This is a genomic window from Lysobacter sp. F6437 (assembly GCF_052547215.1).
Genome location: NZ_JBQWRB010000005.1, coordinates 48,074 through 67,964 on the forward strand (window position 1 = coordinate 48,074; position 19,891 = coordinate 67,964).

Consider the following 19,891-nt stretch of genomic DNA (forward strand, 5'->3'; position numbering starts at 1 on the left):
CGCTCCTGCACGAAGCAATTTACGGGTCTTGACAATCACGATTACATTCGTAATCTGGCGAAAAGATTACGGATGTAAACAATGCAGATCAGCGAGGCCGAATCGATCGTGATGGATGTGCTCTGGCGCCAGCATCCGCGCAGCGCCGACGACGTCGTGCAGGCGTTGGCGGAAAGCCGGCACTGGCAGGAGCCGACCATCAAGACCCTGCTCAACCGCCTGCTCAACAAGGGCGCGATCGCCGCCGAGAAGGACGGCCGCCGCTACCTGTACACGCCGGTGCTGGAGCGTGGGGACTGGTTGATCGACGAGAGCGAAGGCCTGCTCGACCGCCTGTTCGGCGGACGGGTCGCGCCGCTGGTCGCGCACTTCAGCGAGCAGCGCAAGCTCAGTGGCGAGGACATTGCCGAGCTGCGCAAGCTGCTTCAGGAGATCGACGATGGTGCTCGCTGACGCGCTGCCGCTGCTGGCCGAAACGACCATCGCCGGCAGCGCCGCGATCCTGGTCGTGCTGATGACGCGGCATTACCTGCGCACGTACTTCGGCGCGGGAGTCGCCTATGCGAGCTGGTCGCTGGTCCCGGCGGCACTGGCTGCCGTGCTGCTGCCGGCGGCGACCGTGGCGACGCCGATGGCGGTCATGGCGCAACCGGTCGCTGCACTTCCAGTGGCGGTCAGCCATGGCCCGACCACGACTATCGATGGGAGCACGGCGGCGATGCTGGCATGGGCGATCGGTGTGCTGTTTTCCATCGCCTGGTTCGCACTGCAGCAACGCAGGTTCCGCCGCGCGCTGGGTACGTTGCGGTCGCGTGGGGACGGCCTGCAGCAGTCCAGCGCAATCCGCGGATTGCCCGCCGCGTTCGGCCTGCTGCGTCCGCGGATCGTGGTACCGGCCGATTTCGACCAGCGCTTCAGCGCCGAGCAGCAACGGTTGATGCGGGCCCATGAGCGCAGCCATATCCGCGGCGGCGACCTGCACCTGAACGCGGCGGTCGTCGCGCTGCGCTGCCTGTTCTGGTTCAACCCGCTGGTGCACCTCGCCAGCCGGCGCTTCCGCCATGACCAGGAACTGGCATGCGACCAGCGCGTCATCACGCTGCACCCCAAATCGCGTCGCGCCTATGGCGAGGCGATGTTGAAGGCCCAACTGGCCAGCCAGGCGCTACCGCTGGGCTGCCACTGGGGTTACGGCCATCCACTCAAGGAGAGAATCGCGATGTTGAACCAACCCGTTCCTACCCGTACCCGCTGGGCTTTCGGCAGTGCCGCTGTCTGCGTGCTGACCCTGCTCGTCGCCTTTACCGCCTGGGCCGCGCAACCACCGCAGGTCGTCGCCGACCAGTTGGCGGGCGTCACCGGCGAGCGGACGCCGCCGCCACGCTATCCCGCGGCCGCGATCGAGCAGGGCATTGGCGGCATGGTGGTGCTGGTGGTCGATGTCGATGCCAGTGGACGTCCCACCGCGATCGAAGTCGAGCGTTCCGAGCCGGCCGGTCTCTTCGACCAGGCGGCCATCGATGCGGCCTGGCAGTGGACGTTCCAGCCGGAGATCCGCGGCGGCAAGCCAGTGGCTGGCCAGGTCCGGGTGCCGATCCGGTTCGAACCCGACGCCGCTCCTTCCCCGACTGTCGGCAGCGACGCGCGCGTGCTGACACCGCCCGCTTACCCCAAAACGGCGGTCGAGCAGAAGCTCACTGGCAAGGTGGTACTTGTGATCGACGTGGATGCCGCCGGCAACCCGGTCGAAGTCGTGGTCGAAAGCTCCGAGCCTGCAGGTGTGTTCGACCAGGCGGCGGTTGATGCGGCTTGGCAGTGGAAGTTCAATCCCGAGTTCGAGAACGGAAAGCCGATCGCGAGTCGCGTCCGCGTTCCAGTTGACTTCGATATCCCGCCCGGTGACGGGAGGGCGGGAACCGCGCCTGGAATCGATCTGCTGGCATTGTCCGGTGCTGGGCAAGTTGCCGAAGTGAGCTGCGACACCATCGTGGTCGATGTCCATTCGGATGCGCGGGTTTGCCTTGACGATTGAGTGCAATCGCGGGGCAGGCGCATTGGGATAAGAACGTGACTCAGAACCGGTCGAGCGGCACCTTCAGGTAGCGGATGCCGTTGACCTCGGCCTCCGGCAACGCGCCGGCGCGGATGTTGACCTGCACCGCGGGCAGCATCAGCGCCGGCATCGACAGGGTGGCGTCGCGGGCTTCGCGCAATTGCACGAACTCCGCTTCGCCGGTGTCGGCGCGGACGTGGATGTTGTGGCGTTTCTGCTCGCCGATGGTGGTCTCGCAGGCGACCTCGCGGCTGCTTCCCGCGCCATAGTCGTGGCAGACGAATACGCGGGTCGCGTCAGGCAGTGCGTACATCTGCCGGATCGAGCGATACAGCGTCGCTGCGCTGCCACCGGGAAAGTCGCAGCGCGCAGTGCCGCTGTCGGGCAGGAACAGCGAGTCGCCGGTGAACAGTGCGTCGCCGAGAAGGTAGGCGCAGCTGTCGTCGGTGTGGCCAGGCACGCCGATCACCCGCGCCGGCAGCGCGCCGATAGTGAAGGTTTCATCGGCCTGCCACAGGTGGTCGAACTGCGAGCCGTCGGTCGCGAAATCGGTACCGAGGTTGAAGACCGGTGCGAACTCGCGCTGCACGGTGCGGATGCCGTCGCCGATCGCAAGCCGCGCGCCCGGCAGTTGCCGCCGGAGCCAGTCACCGGCGCTGAGGTGGTCGGCATGGGCGTGGGTTTCGAGGATCCATTGCACGTCGAGGCTGCGCTCGTGCACATGGTCCAGCACCGCCTCGGCAGAGGCCGTGGAGACCCGGCCGGCGCGCGCGTCGAAGTCGAGCACCGGGTCGATGATCGCCGCCGCCGATCCGTGGGGCTCTGCGATGACGTAGGTCCAGGTGTTGCTGTCGCGATGGAAGAACGGCTGGACATCGGGAACCATGGTTGGGCCTCCGCTGCGGTCGCCCCATAGTACGTGCGTCGTTGGAACGGGCTTGCGTCAGTCCCCGAGCGCCCCGTTCAACAGCGCGGCCAACTGCGCGCCGCCGCGTCGCAGCTGTGCCTCGGCCACCGGCCGCCAGCGTTGCACATAGGTGTCGTCGATCTTCGCGCGCGGCGGGTACAGCCCGGGCTGTACTGCGATCGCGCAGGACGCCTCGGCCCATGCGGCCGGGCCGGCGACGCTGGAGGCGGGCACCGGCGGCAATGACTGCAGGTGCCGAAGGTAGGCCGCGTCGTCGAGGCCGGCGGTGTTCAGCAGGCCGCTGTCCCACAGCCGGTGCAGGTTGCTGCCGTCGCCATCCCGGCTGCCATCGGGCACGCGGACCTGCACGGTGTTGCCGCCCTTGTCGTAGCCGTAGCCGGCGTGCATCGGCTGGTGCACGTCGCCGACGAAATGGACCACGAACTTCAGCGCCTGCCGGCGTGCCGCCAGCGGCTGCGCGTGGTCGGCCAGGATCGCCAGTTGGCGGTCGATCGCGCCGACCACGCAGTTACCGCCGGGGCAGTCGCGCGCTGCGTCGTAGTGGCAGCCTTCCTCGCCGATGTTGACGTAATGCCACCCGGCGCTGCGCCTGCCCAGGTCCGGATCCTCGGCGCGCAACTGGTCGGCCCAGTTGGCGATGCCGGGCAGGGTGGGGTCGGACTCGCCGACCAGCAGGACCATGACCTCCGCCCGCGCCTGCGGGGTCAGTCCGCTCCAGGCCAGCGCCGCGACCAGCCGGTGGCCCTGCGGCCCCCACGCGCCGACCGGCCCGGCCAGCAGCATCAGCAACGCGGCGATCAGGATGGGCAACAGGGTCGGGCGTGAACGGCGCATGGCATGGCTCTCGGGACGGGATGGGCACGGGGGCATTCGCCCGGGCAACAGGCTAAAATACCCCGATTTATCCGCTTCCTCCCACAGTTTCCGCCCATCAGGAGCCCGTAATGGCGATCAAGGTTGGTATCAACGGTTTCGGCCGCATCGGACGCAACGTGTTGCGCTCGGCCGTGCAGAATTTCGGCAACGACATCGAAATCGTCGCCATCAACGACCTGCTGGAGCCGGACTACCTGGCCTACATGCTGCAGTACGACTCCGTGCACGGCGGCTTCAAGGGCGACGTGTCGGTCGACGGCGACAACCTGGTCGTCAACGGCAAGAAGGTCCGCCTGACCCAGGAACGCGACCCGGCCAACCTGAAGTGGGACGAGGTCGGCGCCGAGGTAGTGATCGAGTCGACCGGCCTGTTCCTGACCGCCGAAACCGCGCAGAAGCATATTGATGCCGGCGCGAAGAAGGTGATCCTGTCGGCGCCGTCGAAGGACGCCACCCCGATGTTCGTCTATGGCGTCAACGACAAGACCTACAAGGGCGAGGCGATCATCTCCAACGCCAGCTGCACCACCAACTGCCTGGCCCCGGTGGCCAAGGTGCTCAACGACAAGTGGGGCATAAAGCGCGGCCTGATGACCACCGTGCACGCCGCCACCGCGACCCAGAAGACCGTCGACGGCCCGTCCAACAAGGACTGGCGCGGCGGCCGCGGCATCCTCGAGAACATCATCCCGTCGTCCACCGGCGCGGCCAAGGCGGTCGGCGTGGTGATCCCGGAACTCAACAAGAAGCTGACCGGCATGAGCTTCCGCGTGCCGACATCGGACGTGTCGGTGGTCGACCTGACCGTCGAGCTGGAGAAGCCGGCGACCTACGCCGAGATCTGCGCGGAGATGAAGTCGCAGTCGCAGGGCGCGCTGAAGGGCATCCTCGGCTACACCGAGGACAAGGTGGTCGCCACCGACTTCCGCGGCGACGCGCGTACCTCGATCTTCGACGCCGAGGCCGGCATCGCGCTCGACGACAGCTTCGTCAAGCTGGTCAGCTGGTACGACAACGAGTGGGGCTACTCCAACAAGTGCCTGGAGATGGTCAAGGTGGTCGCGGCGAAGTAAGCGTCGCGCGCCGCTGCCACTCGAAAAGGCCGGGTTCATCGCCCGGCCTTTTTCGTGGGCGCTTGACTTGCGGCAAGGCCGGCTCCATCTCTGCGATGCACCATCGACACGTCCCCACCTGTCCTGTTCTCGATCATGCCCCGACCCGCCGAACTCACCGAAGCGAAACTGGCCGAACTGGTCGACGTGTTCTATGACCGCGTCCAGCGCCACCCGACTCTCGGGCCGGTGTTCAACGCGGCGGTCGACGACTGGCCGGAACACAAGCGCCTGCTGACCACGTTCTGGTGCTCGGTGGCGCTGGGCGCGAAGACCTACCGCGGCAACCCGATGGCCAAGCACCGCGGCCACCCGATCGACGCCGCGCATTTCGATGAGTGGCTGGACCTGTGGCGCCAGACCTCGACCGAACTGCTCGACGAGGAACACGCGAAGCAGATGTGCGAGTACGCCGACCGGATTGGCCGCAGCCTGCGTTACGGGCTCGGCATCGACGCCGCCACCCGCGGCCTTGGCCTGCCGGTGGTCGGCGGGCGCTGAGTCGCGCCGGGTACGGCAAGTGGGCGGCATCCATTCCGCCCGTTGTCGGCCATCCCTGGCCCCCGCGGTGTCCGGTGCTGCATCACGACTGCCATGTCGTCCCTCGGCATCCCTGCTGTCGCCCCGCGATCCGTGCCGGGGCGGCGGCTCCGTGCCGCCTTTGCAACCGCGTTCTCGCGGCGCCGTCGATCAGAGCGATCCGAGCGGTTCGACTCGGGGGATGGTGCGCGATGCGCGACCGGACGTCGCGTCAGAACACGGCGTCGAAGGCGACTTCGCCCTGCACGCCGACCTGGTACGCCGAGACCCGGCGCTCGAAGAAATTGGTGACCTCCTGTACATCCTGCAAGTCCATGAAACCGAACGGGTTGCTTGCGCCGAAATGCTTCGGCATCCCCAGTTGTCCGAGCCGCTGGTCCGCACAGTACTCCAGGTACTGGCGCATGTCCTTGAGCGACAGCCCGACCACGCCGCCCGACAGGGTGTCGGCGGCGAACTGCATCTCGCAGTCGACCGCCTCGGTTAGCATCAGCACCACGTCATCCTCCAGCCCGGCATCGAACAGCCCCGGCTCCTCCTTGCGCACGGTGTCGATCACCTCGAACGCGAACGCCATGTGGCAGCTCTCGTCGCGGAACACCCAGTTGGTGCCCGACGCCAGCCCGTGCAGCAAACCGCGTGAGCGCAGATAGTAGACGTAGGCGAACGCGGCGAAGAAGAACAGGCCCTCGATGCAGCACGCGAAGCAGATCAGGTTGAGCAGGAACTGGCGGCGCTGCTCGCGGGTCTCGATGCGTTGCAGGCCCTGGATCGAATCGATCCACTTGAAGCAGAACGCGGCCTTGGCGCGGATCGAGGGGATGTTCTCGACCGCGTCGAATGCGCGTGCGCGCTCGGTCGGGTCGGGCAGGTAGGTGTCGAGCAACGTGAGGTAGAACTGCACGTGCAGCGCTTCCTCATACAGCTGCCGCGACAGGTACATCCGCGCCTCGGGGGCGTTGATGTGCTGGTACAGGTTGAGCACGAGGTTGTTGGAGACGATCGAATCGCCGGTGGCGAAGAACGCGACCAGCCGTTCGATCAGGTGGCGCTCGGACGGACCGAACTTGTGGCGCAGGTCGTTGACGTCGAGCGAGAAGTCGACCTCCTCGACGGTCCAGGTGTTGCGGATCGCGTCGCGGTACATGTCGTAGAAGCGCGGGTAGCGCATCGGCCGCAGGGTGAGGTCGAAGCCGGGGTCGAGCAGGTGGGGTTGCATGGTGGGTTCCTGAGGGTTCGGGCTTTTTGTAGGAGCGGCTTCAGCCGCGATCTGGAGTCGGTGTGCGCAACCGGGCATCCGATCGCGCCGCTCCTACAGGAAGCGGGGCGGATCGCTACTGGCAGGCCTCGCAGCTTTCCGGGTTCTCCAGCGAGCAGGCGATCGCGTCGAGCGCCGGCACAGGTGCACTCGCCTCCGCCTTCCCGACGGTCGCCTTCGCAATCCGCGTCGCCGGCCGCGAGCGCAGGTAGTACGTCGTCTTCAATCCCTTTTTCCACGCATACATGTACATCGACGACAGCTGACCGATGTTCGGACTCTCGATGAACAGGTTGAGCGACTGACTCTGGTCGATGAATGCACCGCGGTCGGCGGCCATGTCGATCAGCGAACGCATCGGCAATTCCCACGCGGTGCGGTAGACCTGCCGCAGTGACTCGGGGATCGCCTCGATGCCCTGGATCGAGCCGTCGGCGCGCTTGATCGCGTCGCGCAGCTCCGCCGTCCACAGGCCGAGCGTCTTCAGCTCCTCGACCAGGTAGCGGTTGACCACGATGAAGTCGCCCGACAACGTTTCGCGCTTGAACAGGTTGGACACCTGCGGCTCGATGCACTCGTAGCAGCCGGCGATGGAGGCGATGGTCGCGGTCGGTGCGATCGCGATCAGCAGCGAGTTGCGCAGGCCGTGTTCGGCGATGCGCGCGCGCAGGCCGTCCCAGCGTTCGGGGTCGCCCGGCTGTACGTCCCAGGCTTCGAACTGCAACTCGCCACTGGCCGCGCGGGTGTCGGCGAACGCCGGGTGCCTTCCGTGCTCCAGCGCCAGTTCGTTCGACGCCGACAGCGCGTGGAAGTAGATCTCCTCGGCGATCTTCTTCGACAGCGCCCGCGCAGGCTCTGAGTCGAACGGCAGCCGCAGCTTGAAGAACACGTCCTGCAGACCCATCGCACCGAGCCCGACCGGGCGCCATTTGAGGTTGGCGCGGCGCGCGGTCTCGATCGGGTAGAAGTTGAGGTCGATCACCCGGTCGAGCTGGCGCACGGCCAGGCGCACGGTTTCGGCCAGCTTGTCGAAGTCGAAGCGCCCGGCTTCGCCGTGCACAGGCCCTTCCTCGAACAGTTCGACATGGTGCGACAGGTTGATCGAGCCGAGGTTGCAGACCGCAGTCTCGTCCTGCGAAGTGACCTCGAGGATCTCGGTGCACAGGTTCGACAGATGCACCACGTTGCCGGCCTTGGCGGTCTGGTTGCAGGCGCGGTTGGACTTGTCCTTGAAGTTCATCCAGCCGTTGCCGGTCTGCGCCAGCGTGCGGATCATCCGACCGTACAGCTCACGCGCCTTGACCTGCTTGTGGGCGAGACCGGCGGCCTCGGCGGCGGCGTAGGCGCGGTCGAAGGCTTCGCCGAACAGGTCGGTCAACGCCGGCACCTTGTACGGGTCGAACAGCGACCACATCGCGTCCGCCTCGACCCGGCGCATGAACTCGTCGGGAATCCAGTTGGCGAGGTTGAGGTTGTGGGTGCGCCGCGCCTCGTCGCCGGTGTTGTCGCGCAACTCCAGGAACTCCTCGACGTCGGCGTGCCACGGCTCCAGGTAGACGCAGGCCGCGCCCTTGCGCTTGCCGCCCTGGTTGACCGCCGCGACCGAGGCGTCGAGCGTCTTCAGCCACGGCACGATGCCGTTGCTCAGGCCGTTGGTGCTGCGGATCAGCGAGCCGCGCGAGCGGATGCGGCTGTAGCTCAGGCCGATGCCGCCGCTGAACTTGCTCAGCTTGGCCACGTCCATGTAGCGCTGGTAGATGCTTTCCAGCGAATCCTCGGGCGAGTCGAGCAGGAAGCACGACGACAGTTGCTCGTGGGTGGTTCCCGAGTTGAACAGCGTCGGCGACGACGGAATGTAGTCCAGCTGCGCCATCCGCCGGTACAGCGCCAGTGCATCGCCGACGTCCTCGCTGAGCGCGCAGGCCACGCGCAGGAAGAACTGTTGCGGGGTTTCGATCACCGTGCGCGCGGTCGGGTGGCGCAGCAGGTAGCGGTCGTACAGCGTGCGCAAACCGAAGTAGTCGAAGCGGTTGTTGAGGGTGTTGTCGATGGCGTCGTTGAGCTTGCGCGCATTGGCCTGCACGAAGCCGAGCAGGCGCGCGTTGATCACGCCCAGCTCATGGCCACGCTGCACCGACTGCGAGAACGCATTGATGTCGATCGCCGCGACTTCCTTCTCGATCACCCCGGCCAGCAGCCGCGCGGCGAGGCGGCCGTACTCGGGCTCCTCGGCGGTCAGTAGCGCGGCGGTGCGGATCGACAGTTCGTCGAGCTCGCGGGTGCTCGCGCCGTCGTAGAGGCCGGAGATGGTGCGGGTGGCGACGCGCATCGGGTCGATCGCGTACAGGTCGTCGCTGCAGCGGGTGATCGCGCGCACGATCTTGTTGAGGTCGACCGGCTCGCGGCCGCCATTGCGCTTGGTCACCGCCATGCTGAAGGCGGCGGCGGGCGGGGTCAGGGTCAGGCCGGGGGCGTCGGTGGTGGGCGTCGATGCGGTGGCGGTAGTGACAGTGCCGCTCATGGAGTTGGCAAGGTCGGGCGTGTCGGTGCCGTCGGTCGCAACTGCGGCGGGGGTATCGGTGGTCATGGCGTGACTCCGGTGCATGAAGCACGGGTCGCCGGCCTTCCCTCGAAGGACGGCGCACGGAGGCGCGCATGCCATCGACCGGCGGCCTGCATGGCGCAGGCCCGACATCGATCGCACGACCACGCCCCCGCGGGCGCGGAGTCCGGAGACTCCCTGGCCGTTCACCGCGCGGTGTGCATCGCGCGGCTGTCGGCAGGTCTTCGGGCTCTGGACCTGGAACTGGCGTTATCTGTAGGAGCGGCTTCAGCCGCGATCGGATGCCCGGTCGTTCGTCCGATTCCAGATCGCGGCTGAAGCCGCTCCTACAACAAACCAGTTCCACCTACCGGCCGTCGCTTCCCGGGCGTTTGCCCAGTGCCATGACGGCTTTCGTTTCCACTACCGCTGCGGGGCAGCGCCGGAATTGGACATGCTCATGTGAGCAGCCCGCACCGGCTTCCCGTTTTAAGCCAGCCGCGAGGCCGGCACCGACAACCACAACATAGCGCGATATTTCGCGTCGTCAACACAAAATGTTGTGATCCGTTGATCGTCCTGCATCGTGCCGGGATTTGCCCCGGAACGGCGCCGGCGGGACAATGCACGCCTCCGCAGCCGTGATCGCCCGGGCCTGCGGCCCTTCCCACCCAACCTCTCCATGACGGGGAGACTCCAAGGCGCCCAATCGATGACCATCGTCCGCATGACCGACCTCGACCTTTCCGGCAAGCGCGTGCTGATCCGCGAGGATCTCAACGTGCCGATCGACGCGGACGGTCGCATCACTTCGGAGCAGCGCATCACGGCGGCGTTGCCGACCCTGAAGCTGGCGCTGGACAAGGGCGCGGCGGTGATGGTGATGTCGCACCGCGGCCGCCCCAGCGAAGGCGTCTGGAGCGAGCACGAATCGCTGCAGCCGGTCGCCGAGCGCCTGTCGCAGTTGCTCGGCATCGAGGTGCCGCTGGTCAAGGACTGGGTTGGCGGCGTCGACGTCAAGCCGGGCCAGCTGGTGCTGCTGGAAAACTGCCGCATGAACGTCGGCGAGAAGAAGGACGACGAAGCGCTGGCCAAGGCCTATGCGGGGTTGTGCGACGTATTCGTGATGGACGCGTTCGGCACCGCCCACCGCGCGCAGGCCTCGACCCACGGCGTCATCAGGCATGCGAAAGTCGCCGCCGGCGGCCCGCTGCTGATGGCCGAACTCGACGCCCTCGGCAAGGCGCTCGACCAGCCGGCGCGGCCGCTGCTGGCGATCGTCGCCGGCTCCAAGGTCAGCACCAAGCTGGAACTGCTGGCGTCGCTGGTGTCGAAGGTCGACCAGCTGATCGTCGGTGGCGGCATCGCCAACACCTTCATCGCCGCGATGGGCCATGGCGTCGGCAAGTCGCTGGTCGAGATGGACTTGGTCGACACCGCCAGGAAGATCATGGCCGACGCCAAGGCGCGCGGCGCCGACATCCCGGTGCCGACCGACGTGGTGGTCGCGCCCGCGTTCGCCGCCGATGCGCCGGCGACGGTCAAGGCGGTCGACGCGGTAGGCGCCGACGACATGGTCCTCGACATCGGCCCCGACACCGCCGCGCGCTACGCCGAGCTGATCAAGCGCGCCGGCACCGTGGTCTGGAACGGCCCGGTCGGAGTGTTCGAGTTCGACGCCTTCGGCCACGGCACCGAGGCGCTGGCGCGGGCGATCGCGGCCAGCGAGGCGTTCTCGATCGCCGGTGGCGGCGACACGTTGGCGGCGGTCGACAAGTACGGGATCGAGAACGAAGTGTCGTACATCTCGACCGGCGGCGGTGCGTTCCTGGAGTTCCTCGAAGGCAAGCAGCTGCCGGCGGTGGCGGCACTGGACGCACGCGGCTGAGTCGCATAGCGGCGTTGCCAGAGCCGGGTCGGTCCACCGCCCCGACCGCGTCGCCCTGTAGTAGCCTGCCGGGTAGGGGACACGGGGGATCAGGGGTTGATGCGAAACTTTATCTGGGTGCTGGCGCTGCTGGCGGCGGGAGGCGCGCGCGCGGGAGACGCTGAATTCCGTCGCGGTGAATACGGGTTCTCGGTGGGGGCGGAGCCGGCATTCGTCGTGCGGCACGACGTGCCTGCCAAATGGGATCCGGACGCTCCCGGCGTGACGGATGGGCGCTGGCGTTACTGGCTCTACGACAACCAGGTCGATCGCCGCGACGACCGTGCACAGCGCTATACCGAGCACGTGTATGAACCGACCTCGGCATCGATGCTGGGCGAGGCCGGCCGCTTCCAGGTAAGTTTCAATCCCGAATACCAGCAGTTGCGGATCCATCGTGTCGAGGTCCGGCGGGATGGCAACTGGCAGGATCGCCTGCTCCCCGAAAAGATATCGCTGGCGCGGCGCGAGAGCGACTTCGAGCAGGACCTCGCCAATGGCGAGGTCACGGCGCTGATTGTCCTCGAGGATATCCGCGTCAACGACCTGGTGCGGATTGGCTACACGGTTTCCGGAAGCAATCCGATCCTCACGGGCCAGATGGCGGACTGGGGTCGCATGGGGTGGGGCAGCCCGGTGCTGGACGTGCACCTGCGGGTACTGGCCGATCCCGGTACGCGTTTCGCAACCCATGTCGAGAACGACGCGCCGGCTGCGGTCATAACGCGACTGCCAGGGGCTACCGAGGCGCGATTCCACGTACACGGCTCCGCACCGGTCGTTGACGATGGCGGCTATCCGGTCTGGTACCAGCCGTACCCGCTGGTGCAGGTCGCAGTGGACCAGCGTTGGAGCGACGTGGTGGCGTGGGCGTTGCCGCTGTATCCCGCCGTCACCGAGCTGCCCGCGCAGTTGGAAGCACGGGTGGCCGAATGGTCGCGCCTGGAGGATCCCTTCGAACGGGTGCGCGCGGCCTTGCGCGCCGTGCAGGACGAAGTCCGCTATTTCGGTGCCGAGATGGGGGAGAACACCCATCGCCCGAATCCCCCCGCACTCACCTGGTCCAGGCGCTATGGCGATTGCAAGGACAAGGTCTACCTGTTGGTCACGCTGCTCGACCGGTTGGGCGTGGACGCCGTTCCGGCACTGGTCTCGACTGACCGTGGCCGGGCATTGCTGGAGTTCGTGCCATCCGCGTCGGTGTTCAACCACGTCATCGTCCGCGCGCGCGTCGGCGATTCGGTGATGTGGCTGGATCCCACGATCTCGCAACAGGGTGGCGACCCGCGTGACAGCGACCTGGGCTCCTATGGGGTCGCACTGCCGGTTGAAACCGGTGCCGATGCATTGGAAGCGATCGAGCCGACGCGCGAATTCGACTCCGGAGTCCGGGTGGTCGAGCACTACCGGCCAGAGGATGACGGTGGTTCCATGACGTTCGAGGTGAGTACCGTCTACCGGGGCCGATCGGCGGACGATGCCCGGCGGCGGCTCGTCGATGCCCGGCCGCAGGAACTTTCCCGCCGGTATGCGGACTACTACCAGCGACGATTGGGGGAATTGTCCGTGCTCCGGAGCCCCCACATCGAAGACGATCGCCGCGGCAACGTCGTGACGGTCACCGAGCTGTATCGGCTCGCCTCGCCGTTCGAGAGCGAAGGCGCGCAACAAAGGGCAATCGATGTTTTCGCGCAGGCGCTTGACGGGGCCATGGCGCTGCCGAGCGGGCTTGATCGCACCACCCCGGTCGCCTTTTCGCGCCCGGCGCGGTTCGAACACCAGATCAACCTGGAGACGCCCGCCGGCTGGACGCCGTTGTTCCACGGCGAGTCGGTGGCGCACGCATCGCCTGCGTTCAAGTACAAGCGCGACATCCGCATCGAAACCGGCCACGTCCAGGTCGAATCCACACTGGAGGCCAGGAAGCCGGAGGTGATGCCGGAATCCGTCGGGCCGCACCTCCGGGAACTCGGTGACGCCCACGACAGCCTTTCCGCTCGGTTGCGGTTCCGCGTGTCGTCCGGGATCGGAACGGACGAGCGCAATGCGCGCTTGAAGGCGCTGTTGCGCGATGTGATGGACAACGGAGACGTGGAATGAAGACCTGTTCCCTGCTGGCGCTGTTGCGGGCTCCCCTTCTGGTGGCCGCATTGGCGACGATCACGTCCGGGCCCGCGCTTGCCGGCGCGGCGGTGGTGACCAACGACCAACTGGTGGCCGACCCCGCCTCGGCATGGAATGCCTTCCTCGAAAACGCCGGGGCCGAGGCGTACGACGCATACGGGGCATTGCTGGCCGTCGGCTATGGACCTCTCGGTGTCGACGCGCTGGCGTGCCGGGAACACCGCGAACAACTCGACGCCGCGGTGCGCCTTGCCCCGGTCAGCATCGCGTTGCGGCGGGCGGCGATGATGTGCGCCGAAGCCACCGGACAGGAGGAAGTCGCCGAGGCCGAACTCGCCGTGCTCGCCTCGCTGTCACGACACGCCTGGTCGCAAGCCTCCGAGGTAGGTAACGCCCGCCCGATCCGTGTACTGCATGCGATCGATGCATATGCATTGCTGCACGCCAGCGGGTTGGAGTTCCGTTACGACTACTACGCCGCCTACCAGGTCGAGCGGTATCTGCCGATGGTCGTGGCGGCCTGGGATCCCGAACTGGACAAGGAGAAACTGCTTTCGTTCGACTTCGTGGATGCCGGCTATCGGCTTGATCGTGACAGTCCGTTCTCGGGTTTCCCGATCCAGCGCAACGCGATTGCCGATGCCTTCATCGAAGGGCAGGCCCAGGCCGGCGAGAGCATCGCGGCGGATATCCGGGCAGTGCGCGCAGCCCGGCTGGCGGTCTCGGCCGAAGACAAGGCCACGGCCGTGCGCGATGCAGCGGCCCAGGGCGGAATCCTGTCGGGCGCCACATGGCTGGTGATTTGCCAGACCCGGCCCTTCGAGGGCTGCGGTGACGGATTCGTCGATGCCTGGCTCCCGTATGCCGAGCAGAAACACGTCCTGCCAATGGTGATGCTGGCGTATGCCTATGAGCACGGCCTGGGCGTGGAAGCCGACGATGCGGTAGGCCGGCAACTGCTGGATGCCGCGGTGGACCTGTCGTACCACGGGCATGCTGCAGTGGAGTACGCGCAACTGTGGCGCGCCACGCACGAAGGCAGGCTGCCCGACGCGTTGCGCCAGCGGCTCGTCGACGCCGAGCGCGCGGGTGAATCCAATGCGCGAGGCGTATTGATTGCCGACCGAGTCCTTGAAGCCGGCGAAGAAAAGGCATTCGTACTCTCGCCCGGCGACATCGAATACCTCTCGGAACCGGCGTTCAATGGGAGCGGGACGGGGTTCTCGCTGATTGCCGATTACCACGGCCGTCGCGGCGAGGAGCAGCAGCGCCTGGACATGCAGCGACGTGCCGCGTCTGCCGGAAATCCGGAGCACCAGTTCCAGCTTGCCTTGACATTGATCGAGCAGGACGCGCCCGGACCAGGCGAGGCCGAGGGGTGGGCGCTCATGGCTTCGGCGGCACATGGAGGCAGCGGTTCGGCGCAACGGTACCTGGCGTACGAAAGCTCGCGCAACGGGCGCTGGCCGGAAGTCGAGGGCTGGTTGCTCGACGCGGCGCAACGCGGGAACGTGGAGGCGATCTTCGATCTCGCCAGCCTGTACGAGTGGGAGTATCCGGGAGTGGTTGGCACGGTCGATCGCGCCGTGGCCGCATACACCGCCATGGCTGCGGAGGAGGGAGGCGCCGAAGCGCGTCGTCGTCTCGCCGGGATGGCGATTGCAGGGCGCGGCATGGAAAAGAACCTTGGCGATGCGAAGGCGTGGCTGCTTGCCGATGCCGAGAAGGGCGACCACGAGTCGCAGGCGTTGCTGGGGTCAATGCTGCTTCGCGGTGAACTCGGGTCGGTGGATGAAGCCGAGGGCCTGCGTTGGATGAAGCTCGCGCTGGCCGCCAGCAATCCCTCGGCCTACGTGGACTACGGCGCATGGCTGTACTACTTCAAGAACACCGCCGAATCGAGGCTGGAGGCGATTGGGGTCTGGGAGGAGGCGCGCACGAAGGACATTCCCCTCGCGACGAACAACCTGGCATGGGCGCGATGCACCTCGCCGGATGCGGCGATCTTCGATCCCGCCCGGGGAATGGAAGCAGCCGCATCCATGGGAACGGCTGAACACATGGGCGCCGCGCAGCTCGACACGTTGGCCGCATGCCACGCTGCTGCCGGCGAGTTCGAGCGCGCGCGCGAACTGCAAACGCAGGCGATCGAACTGGTGGCGCTGTATCCGCAAATCGGTGGCGACGAGGAGGAGGCAACGGTTGATCCCGCGGCAAACCTCGCGGGCTACCAGGGGCGCCTGGCGCTATATGTGTCCGGCAAGCATTACGTCGAGACGGAGCGTTTCTGATCGCCGCCGATGGCATTCCACTCGCCAGAGAGCAGCCCGTAGATTGCGCTGTCGGTGGTTTCGCCGGCAACGCACCAGCGATCGCGCAACAACCCCTCACGGACGAATCCCATGCGTTCGACCAGCTTGCACGACCCCGTGTTGCGCGGGTCGATGTCGGCCTCGATCCGGCGCAGGTCGAGAGTATCGAAGGCATGGTGAAGCACCATCCGCAGCGCTTCCTGCGCGTACCCACGACCCCAGTGGCTGGCGCGCAACGCATAGCCGATTTCGGCCCGGCCCTGTTCGCGGTTGATCGCGAACAGCGTGGTGCTTCCGACGAGGCGGTCGGAATCGCCTTCGGCGATCACCCAGCACAGCATCCGCCCGGCATCGCGGCCGCCGATCGCACTGGCAAAGTAGTCGCGTGCCTGCGACACCTCGGTCCACGCCGGGAAGCTCCAGTAGCGGTTGACCACCGGGTCGGAATGGACCGCGTAGAAATCCTGCAGGTCGTCCTCGCGGAAGCCACGCAAGCGGATGCGCGGACCTTCCAGCGTCGGCAGGTCGTCGGTCGGATGGTTCTGCGGCATGTCGGGATCCCCATGCATTCGTATGCAACCGGAAGCGTCGGGCAGCTGTGCTAGCGTGACCCGCACCCCTAGGGAAGCATGCCATGTCGATACCGCTGCGACGCACCAAGATCCTAGCCACCCTTGGCCCGGCGACCGATGCGCCCGGCGTGCTCGATGCGCTGCTGGGCGCCGGTGTCGACGTGGTCCGGCTCAACTTTTCCCACGGTGACCCGGCCTCGCAGATCGCCCGCGCCCAGGCCGTGCGAGAGGCCGGCCAGCGGGTCGGGCGCGAGGTCGGCATCCTGTGCGACCTGCCCGGGCCGAAGATCCGGATCGAGCGCTTCGCCGATGGCAAGGTCCAGCTCAGGACCGGTGACCGCTTCGACCTGGTCGCGCGCGCGGATGCCGCGCCCGGAACCACAAAGGAAATCGGCGTCAGCTACCTCGGACTGCCTGGCGATGTCGCAGCCGGCGACGTGCTGCTGCTCGACGACGGCATGATGCAGTTGCAGGTCGAGGCGGTGGAGGGCGAGCGCATCGTCACCCGCGTGCTCAACGACGGCGAACTGTCCGATCGCAAGGGGCTCAACAAGCAGGGTGGCGGCCTGTCGCTCGGTGCCCTGACCGAACGCGACCGCGAGCTGATCAAGGTCGCCGCGCAGCTCGACGCCGACTTCATCGCGGTGTCGTTCTGCCGCAACGCCGCCGACATGGACGAGGCCCGCGCGGTCGCGCGCGCGGCCGGCAGCGATGCCGCGTTGGTGTCGAAGATCGAACGCAGCGAGGCGATCGAGAATCTCGCCGAGATCATCGACGCCAGCGACGTGGTGATGGTCGCGCGCGGCGACCTCGGCGTGGAGATCGGCGACGCCGAACTGCCCGGCCTGCAGAAGAAGATCATCCGCGAATCGCTCGCCCGCAACCGCGTGGTGATCACCGCCACCCAGATGCTGCAGTCGATGGTCGAGAGCCCGATCCCGACCCGCGCCGAAGTGCTCGATGTCGCCAACGCGGTGATCGACGGCACCGACGCGGTGATGCTGTCGGCCGAATCCGCCGCCGGGCGCTATCCAGTCAAGGCGGTCGAGGCGCTGGTGCGGATCTGCCTCGGCGCCGAGCGCCAGTTCGACCACGACACCGACTTCGAGGACGCCCCGCGCAACCTGCTGCGCGCCGACCAGGCGATCGCGATGGCGGCGATGTTCCTGTCCGAACACGTCGGCGTGCGCGCGATCGTGGCGATGACCGAGTCCGGTGGCACCGCCCGCTTCCTGTCGCGCTTCCGTTCGCCGGCGCCGGTGTTCGGGCTGTCGCGCCACCCCGGCGCCCGCCGGCAGATGGCGCTGATGCGGGCGGTGGTGCCGATGGACTTCGACAGCCGCGGCCTGGCCACCCGCGATGCGGTGCGCAGCGCGATCCAGCAATTGTTCGACAGCAACCGGCTGGAAGAGGGCGAACGTCTGATCTTCACCAGCGGCGACCACATGGAGCACCGCGGCGCGACCAATACGCTGCGGCTGTTGCAGGTCGGTGAAGGCGGCAAGGCCGAGGGATTGGGGGAGCTGTAACATTCGGCAGCGATCAGGGGTCTTGAATCAACCTGCAGGGCGGAGCTACCGCGCAGGAAAAGGGGGCAGGGATGAAAGTACGCACGACCGTGGCAGCAGCGTCACTGGCCTTGGCGATGGTCTGTGGCACCGTCGGCGCGCAAAGTCGCAACGCTGACTGGAAACTCGCCATGCACTCGACGCCAGGATTGCCGGACGGCATCGACGGCAAGGGGGTCGGCTGCGTCGTCCTCGGCATGGGCGTGTTGAAGGACGGCAGCGTGGTGCAACCGATGGTGCTCCAGGGGGCCTTCAATGGCTGGGTGACTGAAGCGCAGCGGAGGCGTTTTTCGGAAGCGGCGATCGAGGCTGCGCGAACCTGGCGGTTCCGCTTCGCCGGGAAAGGCAAGCCGATGCCGGGCTACGTCATGCATACGGTCGATTTAGCGGGGGGTGAGAGCAGTCGCGCGCAGGTTGAAACGCTCCGCGAGTCGTGCCGAGTGGACGACCTGGCCGCTTGGGGCGAGCGCAATGCCATCCCTGTGGACAAGGCGACCGAACTCCATGGCGACCGGGTGGCCCTGCCCGATGAAGACAGCCCGGATTTGTGGTTGAGCTCCCGATTCGAGCCCCCCGGATATCCGTCGGCAGCGGTTCGCGCCGGGTACAGCGCCTGCGTTGTCGTGGGCTTCGTGGTCGGCAGTGACGGCAGGACCAGCCAGTTCAAGGTCGTATCGTCCAGAAGTTTCGAAGCGCCCAAGCCGCAACGCACGATGTTCGAGGACGCGAGCCTGGTTGCCGCTGCCAGCTGGACTTACTCCCCCAGCCCCATCAACCTCCGGCGAATGCCGCAGTTCATGCAGGTGCCGGTGGATTTCGCGATAGATGGGGGTTCTGCGCCGCCATGCGAGGAGCTGTCGCCTGAAGTCATGGTGCAGGAAGTGCCGGGGTTGCCAGAGCCGTCCTGAAAGCCAGGGCACGGGTACGGAGGCTATAATCCAAGGTTTCCCACCGATCCCCGCAGGACGTCCCAAAAATGAGCATCGAACAGCTTGCCGAAACCGCCCAGGCCATGGTTGCCGCGGGCAAGGGCATCATCGCGATCGACGAGTCGAACGCGACCATCAAGAAGCGTTTCGACGGCGTCGGCGTCGAGTGCACGGAGGAGAACCGCCGCGCCTACCGCGAAATGCTGCTGTCGACGCCGAAGCTGGGCGAGCACATCTCCGGTGCGATCCTGTTCGACGAGACCCTGCGCCAGTCGACTAGGGACGGCGTGCCGTTCACCAAGCTCATGAACGACAACGGCATCATCCCGGGCATCAAGGTCGACAAGGGCACCCACGCGCTGGCCGGGTTCCCGGGCGAGGTGGTGACCGAGGGCCTCGACGGCCTGCGCGCGCGGCTGGAGGAGTACTACAAGCTCGGCGCCCGCTTCGCCAAGTGGCGTGCGGTGATCAACATCGGCGAGACCATCCCCTCGGGCACCTGCATCGATGCCAACGCACACGCGCTGGCCCGCTACGCGGCGCTGTGCCAGGAACAGGGCCTGGTGCCGATGGTCGAGCCGGAAGTGATCATGGACGGCGGCCACGACATCGACGAGTGCTTCGAGGTCTCCGAGGTCACCCTGCGTTCGCTGTTCGCCTCGCTGTACGAGCACAACGTGATGCTGGAAGGCACCATCCTCAAGGCCTCGATGGTCCTGCCGGGCACCACCAGCAGCGACAAGGCCAGTGTCGAGGACGTCGCCGCGGCGACCCTGCAGGTGTTGAAGTCGACCGTGCCGGCGACCCTGCCGGGCATCGTGTTCCTGTCGGGCGGCCAGTCCGACCACGACGCGACCGCCCACCTGGACGCGATGAACCGCATGGGCCCGAACCCGTGGCCGCTGAGCTTCTCCTACGGCCGCGCGATGCAGTCGGCGGCGCTGAAGCTGTGGTCGCAGGACATCGCCGCCAACGTCGGCAAGGCGCAGGAGACCGTGTTCGCGCGTGCCCGCGACAATGGCCTGGCGGCGCTGGGGCAGTGGAAGGCGGCGTAAGCGGCTTCTTCCGTTCGTCAGAAAACGCCGGCCTTGCGCCGGCGTTTTCTTATGGCGTGATGTGGACCGAGCGGACGTCTTGCTCTTGTAGGAGC

The 19,891-nt window shown here is 66.9% G+C and carries 15 protein-coding genes and 1 riboswitch; of the genes, 10 read left to right on the top strand and 5 right to left on the bottom strand.

The window, feature by feature from the left end; translation table 11 throughout:
* Positions 1-81 precede the first annotated feature (81 nt).
* A complete protein-coding gene (locus ACT9F5_RS13310; RefSeq protein ID WP_445120445.1) occupies positions 82-453 on the top strand; it encodes a BlaI/MecI/CopY family transcriptional regulator in 372 nt (123 codons plus the stop codon).
* On the top strand, positions 440-2,032 hold the full coding sequence (locus ACT9F5_RS13315; protein WP_445120446.1) for a TonB family protein: 1,593 nt from the start codon (positions 440-442) through the stop codon (positions 2,030-2,032). The genes ACT9F5_RS13310 and ACT9F5_RS13315 overlap by 14 nt, the downstream gene beginning before the upstream one ends.
* A 40-nt stretch (positions 2,033-2,072) precedes the next feature.
* On the opposite strand, the gene ACT9F5_RS13320 is transcribed toward ACT9F5_RS13315, so the two are convergent.
* Together ACT9F5_RS13320 and ACT9F5_RS13325 are read right to left on the bottom strand one after the other, a co-directional pair.
* Positions 2,073-2,939 carry an MBL fold metallo-hydrolase gene (locus ACT9F5_RS13320; protein WP_445120447.1) on the bottom strand — a complete coding sequence of 289 codons (867 nt, stop codon included), beginning with the start codon at positions 2,937-2,939 and terminating at the stop codon, positions 2,073-2,075.
* A 57-nt stretch (positions 2,940-2,996) separates the two neighbouring features.
* Positions 2,997-3,815: a S1/P1 nuclease gene (locus ACT9F5_RS13325; RefSeq protein ID WP_445120448.1), complete on the bottom strand. Its 819-nt coding sequence runs from the start codon at positions 3,813-3,815 to the stop codon at positions 2,997-2,999.
* Between the two features lie 110 nt (positions 3,816-3,925).
* On the opposite strand from ACT9F5_RS13325, the gene gap reads away from it, so the two are divergent.
* Together gap and ACT9F5_RS13335 are read left to right on the top strand one after the other, a co-directional pair.
* The gene (gap, locus tag ACT9F5_RS13330) at positions 3,926-4,930 is read left to right on the top strand and encodes a type I glyceraldehyde-3-phosphate dehydrogenase (protein ID WP_445120449.1); all 1,005 of its coding nucleotides are present in this window, start codon (positions 3,926-3,928) and stop codon (positions 4,928-4,930) included.
* A 135-nt stretch (positions 4,931-5,065) separates the two neighbouring features.
* Positions 5,066-5,470 carry a globin domain-containing protein gene (locus ACT9F5_RS13335; RefSeq protein WP_445120450.1) on the top strand — a complete coding sequence of 135 codons (405 nt, stop codon included), beginning with the start codon at positions 5,066-5,068 and terminating at the stop codon, positions 5,468-5,470.
* Between the two features lie 250 nt (positions 5,471-5,720).
* On the opposite strand, the gene ACT9F5_RS13340 is transcribed toward ACT9F5_RS13335, so the two are convergent.
* A complete protein-coding gene (locus tag ACT9F5_RS13340) occupies positions 5,721-6,728 on the bottom strand; it encodes a ribonucleotide-diphosphate reductase subunit beta (RefSeq protein ID WP_445120451.1) in 1,008 nt (335 codons plus the stop codon).
* Between the two features lie 115 nt (positions 6,729-6,843).
* Complete coding sequence (locus ACT9F5_RS13345; RefSeq protein WP_445120551.1) at positions 6,844-9,198, bottom strand: ribonucleoside-diphosphate reductase subunit alpha; 2,355 nt, start codon at positions 9,196-9,198, stop codon at positions 6,844-6,846.
* A 330-nt stretch (positions 9,199-9,528) separates the two neighbouring features.
* Positions 9,529-9,841: riboswitch (cobalamin riboswitch) on the bottom strand.
* Positions 9,842-10,021: 180 nt separating this feature from the next.
* Between ACT9F5_RS13345 and ACT9F5_RS13350 the strand changes: the two genes are divergently transcribed.
* The 3 genes from ACT9F5_RS13350 to ACT9F5_RS13360 all read left to right on the top strand — a co-directional run bounded on the left by ACT9F5_RS13350 (position 10,022) and on the right by ACT9F5_RS13360 (position 15,651).
* Positions 10,022-11,197 carry a phosphoglycerate kinase gene (locus ACT9F5_RS13350; RefSeq protein WP_445120452.1) on the top strand — a complete coding sequence of 392 codons (1,176 nt, stop codon included), beginning with the start codon at positions 10,022-10,024 and terminating at the stop codon, positions 11,195-11,197.
* A gap of 99 nt (positions 11,198-11,296) precedes the next feature.
* Positions 11,297-13,336, top strand: coding sequence for a DUF3857 domain-containing protein (locus ACT9F5_RS13355; protein WP_445120453.1), 2,040 nt, complete (start codon positions 11,297-11,299; stop codon positions 13,334-13,336).
* Positions 13,333-15,651 (top strand): tetratricopeptide repeat protein, encoded by a 2,319-nt coding sequence (locus tag ACT9F5_RS13360; protein WP_445120454.1) that lies wholly within the window; start codon positions 13,333-13,335, stop codon positions 15,649-15,651. The genes ACT9F5_RS13355 and ACT9F5_RS13360 overlap by 4 nt, the downstream gene beginning before the upstream one ends.
* Here the strand turns inward: ACT9F5_RS13360 and ACT9F5_RS13365 are convergent.
* Positions 15,627-16,223, bottom strand: coding sequence for a GNAT family N-acetyltransferase (locus ACT9F5_RS13365; protein WP_445120455.1), 597 nt, complete (start codon positions 16,221-16,223; stop codon positions 15,627-15,629). The genes ACT9F5_RS13360 and ACT9F5_RS13365 overlap by 25 nt on opposite strands.
* An 83-nt stretch (positions 16,224-16,306) precedes the next feature.
* On the opposite strand from ACT9F5_RS13365, the gene pyk reads away from it, so the two are divergent.
* The 3 genes from pyk (at position 16,307) to ACT9F5_RS13380 (ending at position 19,796) form a co-directional block, all read left to right on the top strand.
* Positions 16,307-17,773: a pyruvate kinase gene (pyk, locus tag ACT9F5_RS13370; protein ID WP_445120456.1), complete on the top strand. Its 1,467-nt coding sequence runs from the start codon at positions 16,307-16,309 to the stop codon at positions 17,771-17,773.
* Between the two features lie 71 nt (positions 17,774-17,844).
* Positions 17,845-18,720, top strand: a complete 876-nt coding sequence (locus ACT9F5_RS13375; RefSeq protein WP_445120457.1) for an energy transducer TonB — start codon at positions 17,845-17,847, stop codon at positions 18,718-18,720.
* 68 nt (positions 18,721-18,788) lie between these two features.
* Positions 18,789-19,796: a class I fructose-bisphosphate aldolase gene (locus ACT9F5_RS13380; protein WP_445120458.1), complete on the top strand. Its 1,008-nt coding sequence runs from the start codon at positions 18,789-18,791 to the stop codon at positions 19,794-19,796.
* Positions 19,797-19,891 lie beyond the last annotated feature (95 nt).

Coding starts and splice junctions, on each gene's coding strand:
- ACT9F5_RS13310 (WP_445120445.1), top strand. CDS start 82: ATGCAGATCAGCGAGGCCGAATCGATCGTGATGGATGTGCTCTGGCGC.
- ACT9F5_RS13315 (WP_445120446.1), top strand. CDS start 440: ATGGTGCTCGCTGACGCGCTGCCGCTGCTGGCCGAAACGACCATCGCC.
- ACT9F5_RS13320 (WP_445120447.1), bottom strand. CDS start 2,939: ATGGTTCCCGATGTCCAGCCGTTCTTCCATCGCGACAGCAACACCTGG.
- ACT9F5_RS13325 (WP_445120448.1), bottom strand. CDS start 3,815: ATGCGCCGTTCACGCCCGACCCTGTTGCCCATCCTGATCGCCGCGTTG.
- gap (WP_445120449.1), top strand. CDS start 3,926: ATGGCGATCAAGGTTGGTATCAACGGTTTCGGCCGCATCGGACGCAAC.
- ACT9F5_RS13335 (WP_445120450.1), top strand. CDS start 5,066: ATGCCCCGACCCGCCGAACTCACCGAAGCGAAACTGGCCGAACTGGTC.
- ACT9F5_RS13340 (WP_445120451.1), bottom strand. CDS start 6,728: ATGCAACCCCACCTGCTCGACCCCGGCTTCGACCTCACCCTGCGGCCG.
- ACT9F5_RS13345 (WP_445120551.1), bottom strand. CDS start 9,198: ATGGCGGTGACCAAGCGCAATGGCGGCCGCGAGCCGGTCGACCTCAAC.
- ACT9F5_RS13350 (WP_445120452.1), top strand. CDS start 10,022: ATGACCATCGTCCGCATGACCGACCTCGACCTTTCCGGCAAGCGCGTG.
- ACT9F5_RS13355 (WP_445120453.1), top strand. CDS start 11,297: ATGCGAAACTTTATCTGGGTGCTGGCGCTGCTGGCGGCGGGAGGCGCG.
- ACT9F5_RS13360 (WP_445120454.1), top strand. CDS start 13,333: ATGAAGACCTGTTCCCTGCTGGCGCTGTTGCGGGCTCCCCTTCTGGTG.
- ACT9F5_RS13365 (WP_445120455.1), bottom strand. CDS start 16,223: ATGCCGCAGAACCATCCGACCGACGACCTGCCGACGCTGGAAGGTCCG.
- pyk (WP_445120456.1), top strand. CDS start 16,307: ATGTCGATACCGCTGCGACGCACCAAGATCCTAGCCACCCTTGGCCCG.
- ACT9F5_RS13375 (WP_445120457.1), top strand. CDS start 17,845: ATGAAAGTACGCACGACCGTGGCAGCAGCGTCACTGGCCTTGGCGATG.
- ACT9F5_RS13380 (WP_445120458.1), top strand. CDS start 18,789: ATGAGCATCGAACAGCTTGCCGAAACCGCCCAGGCCATGGTTGCCGCG.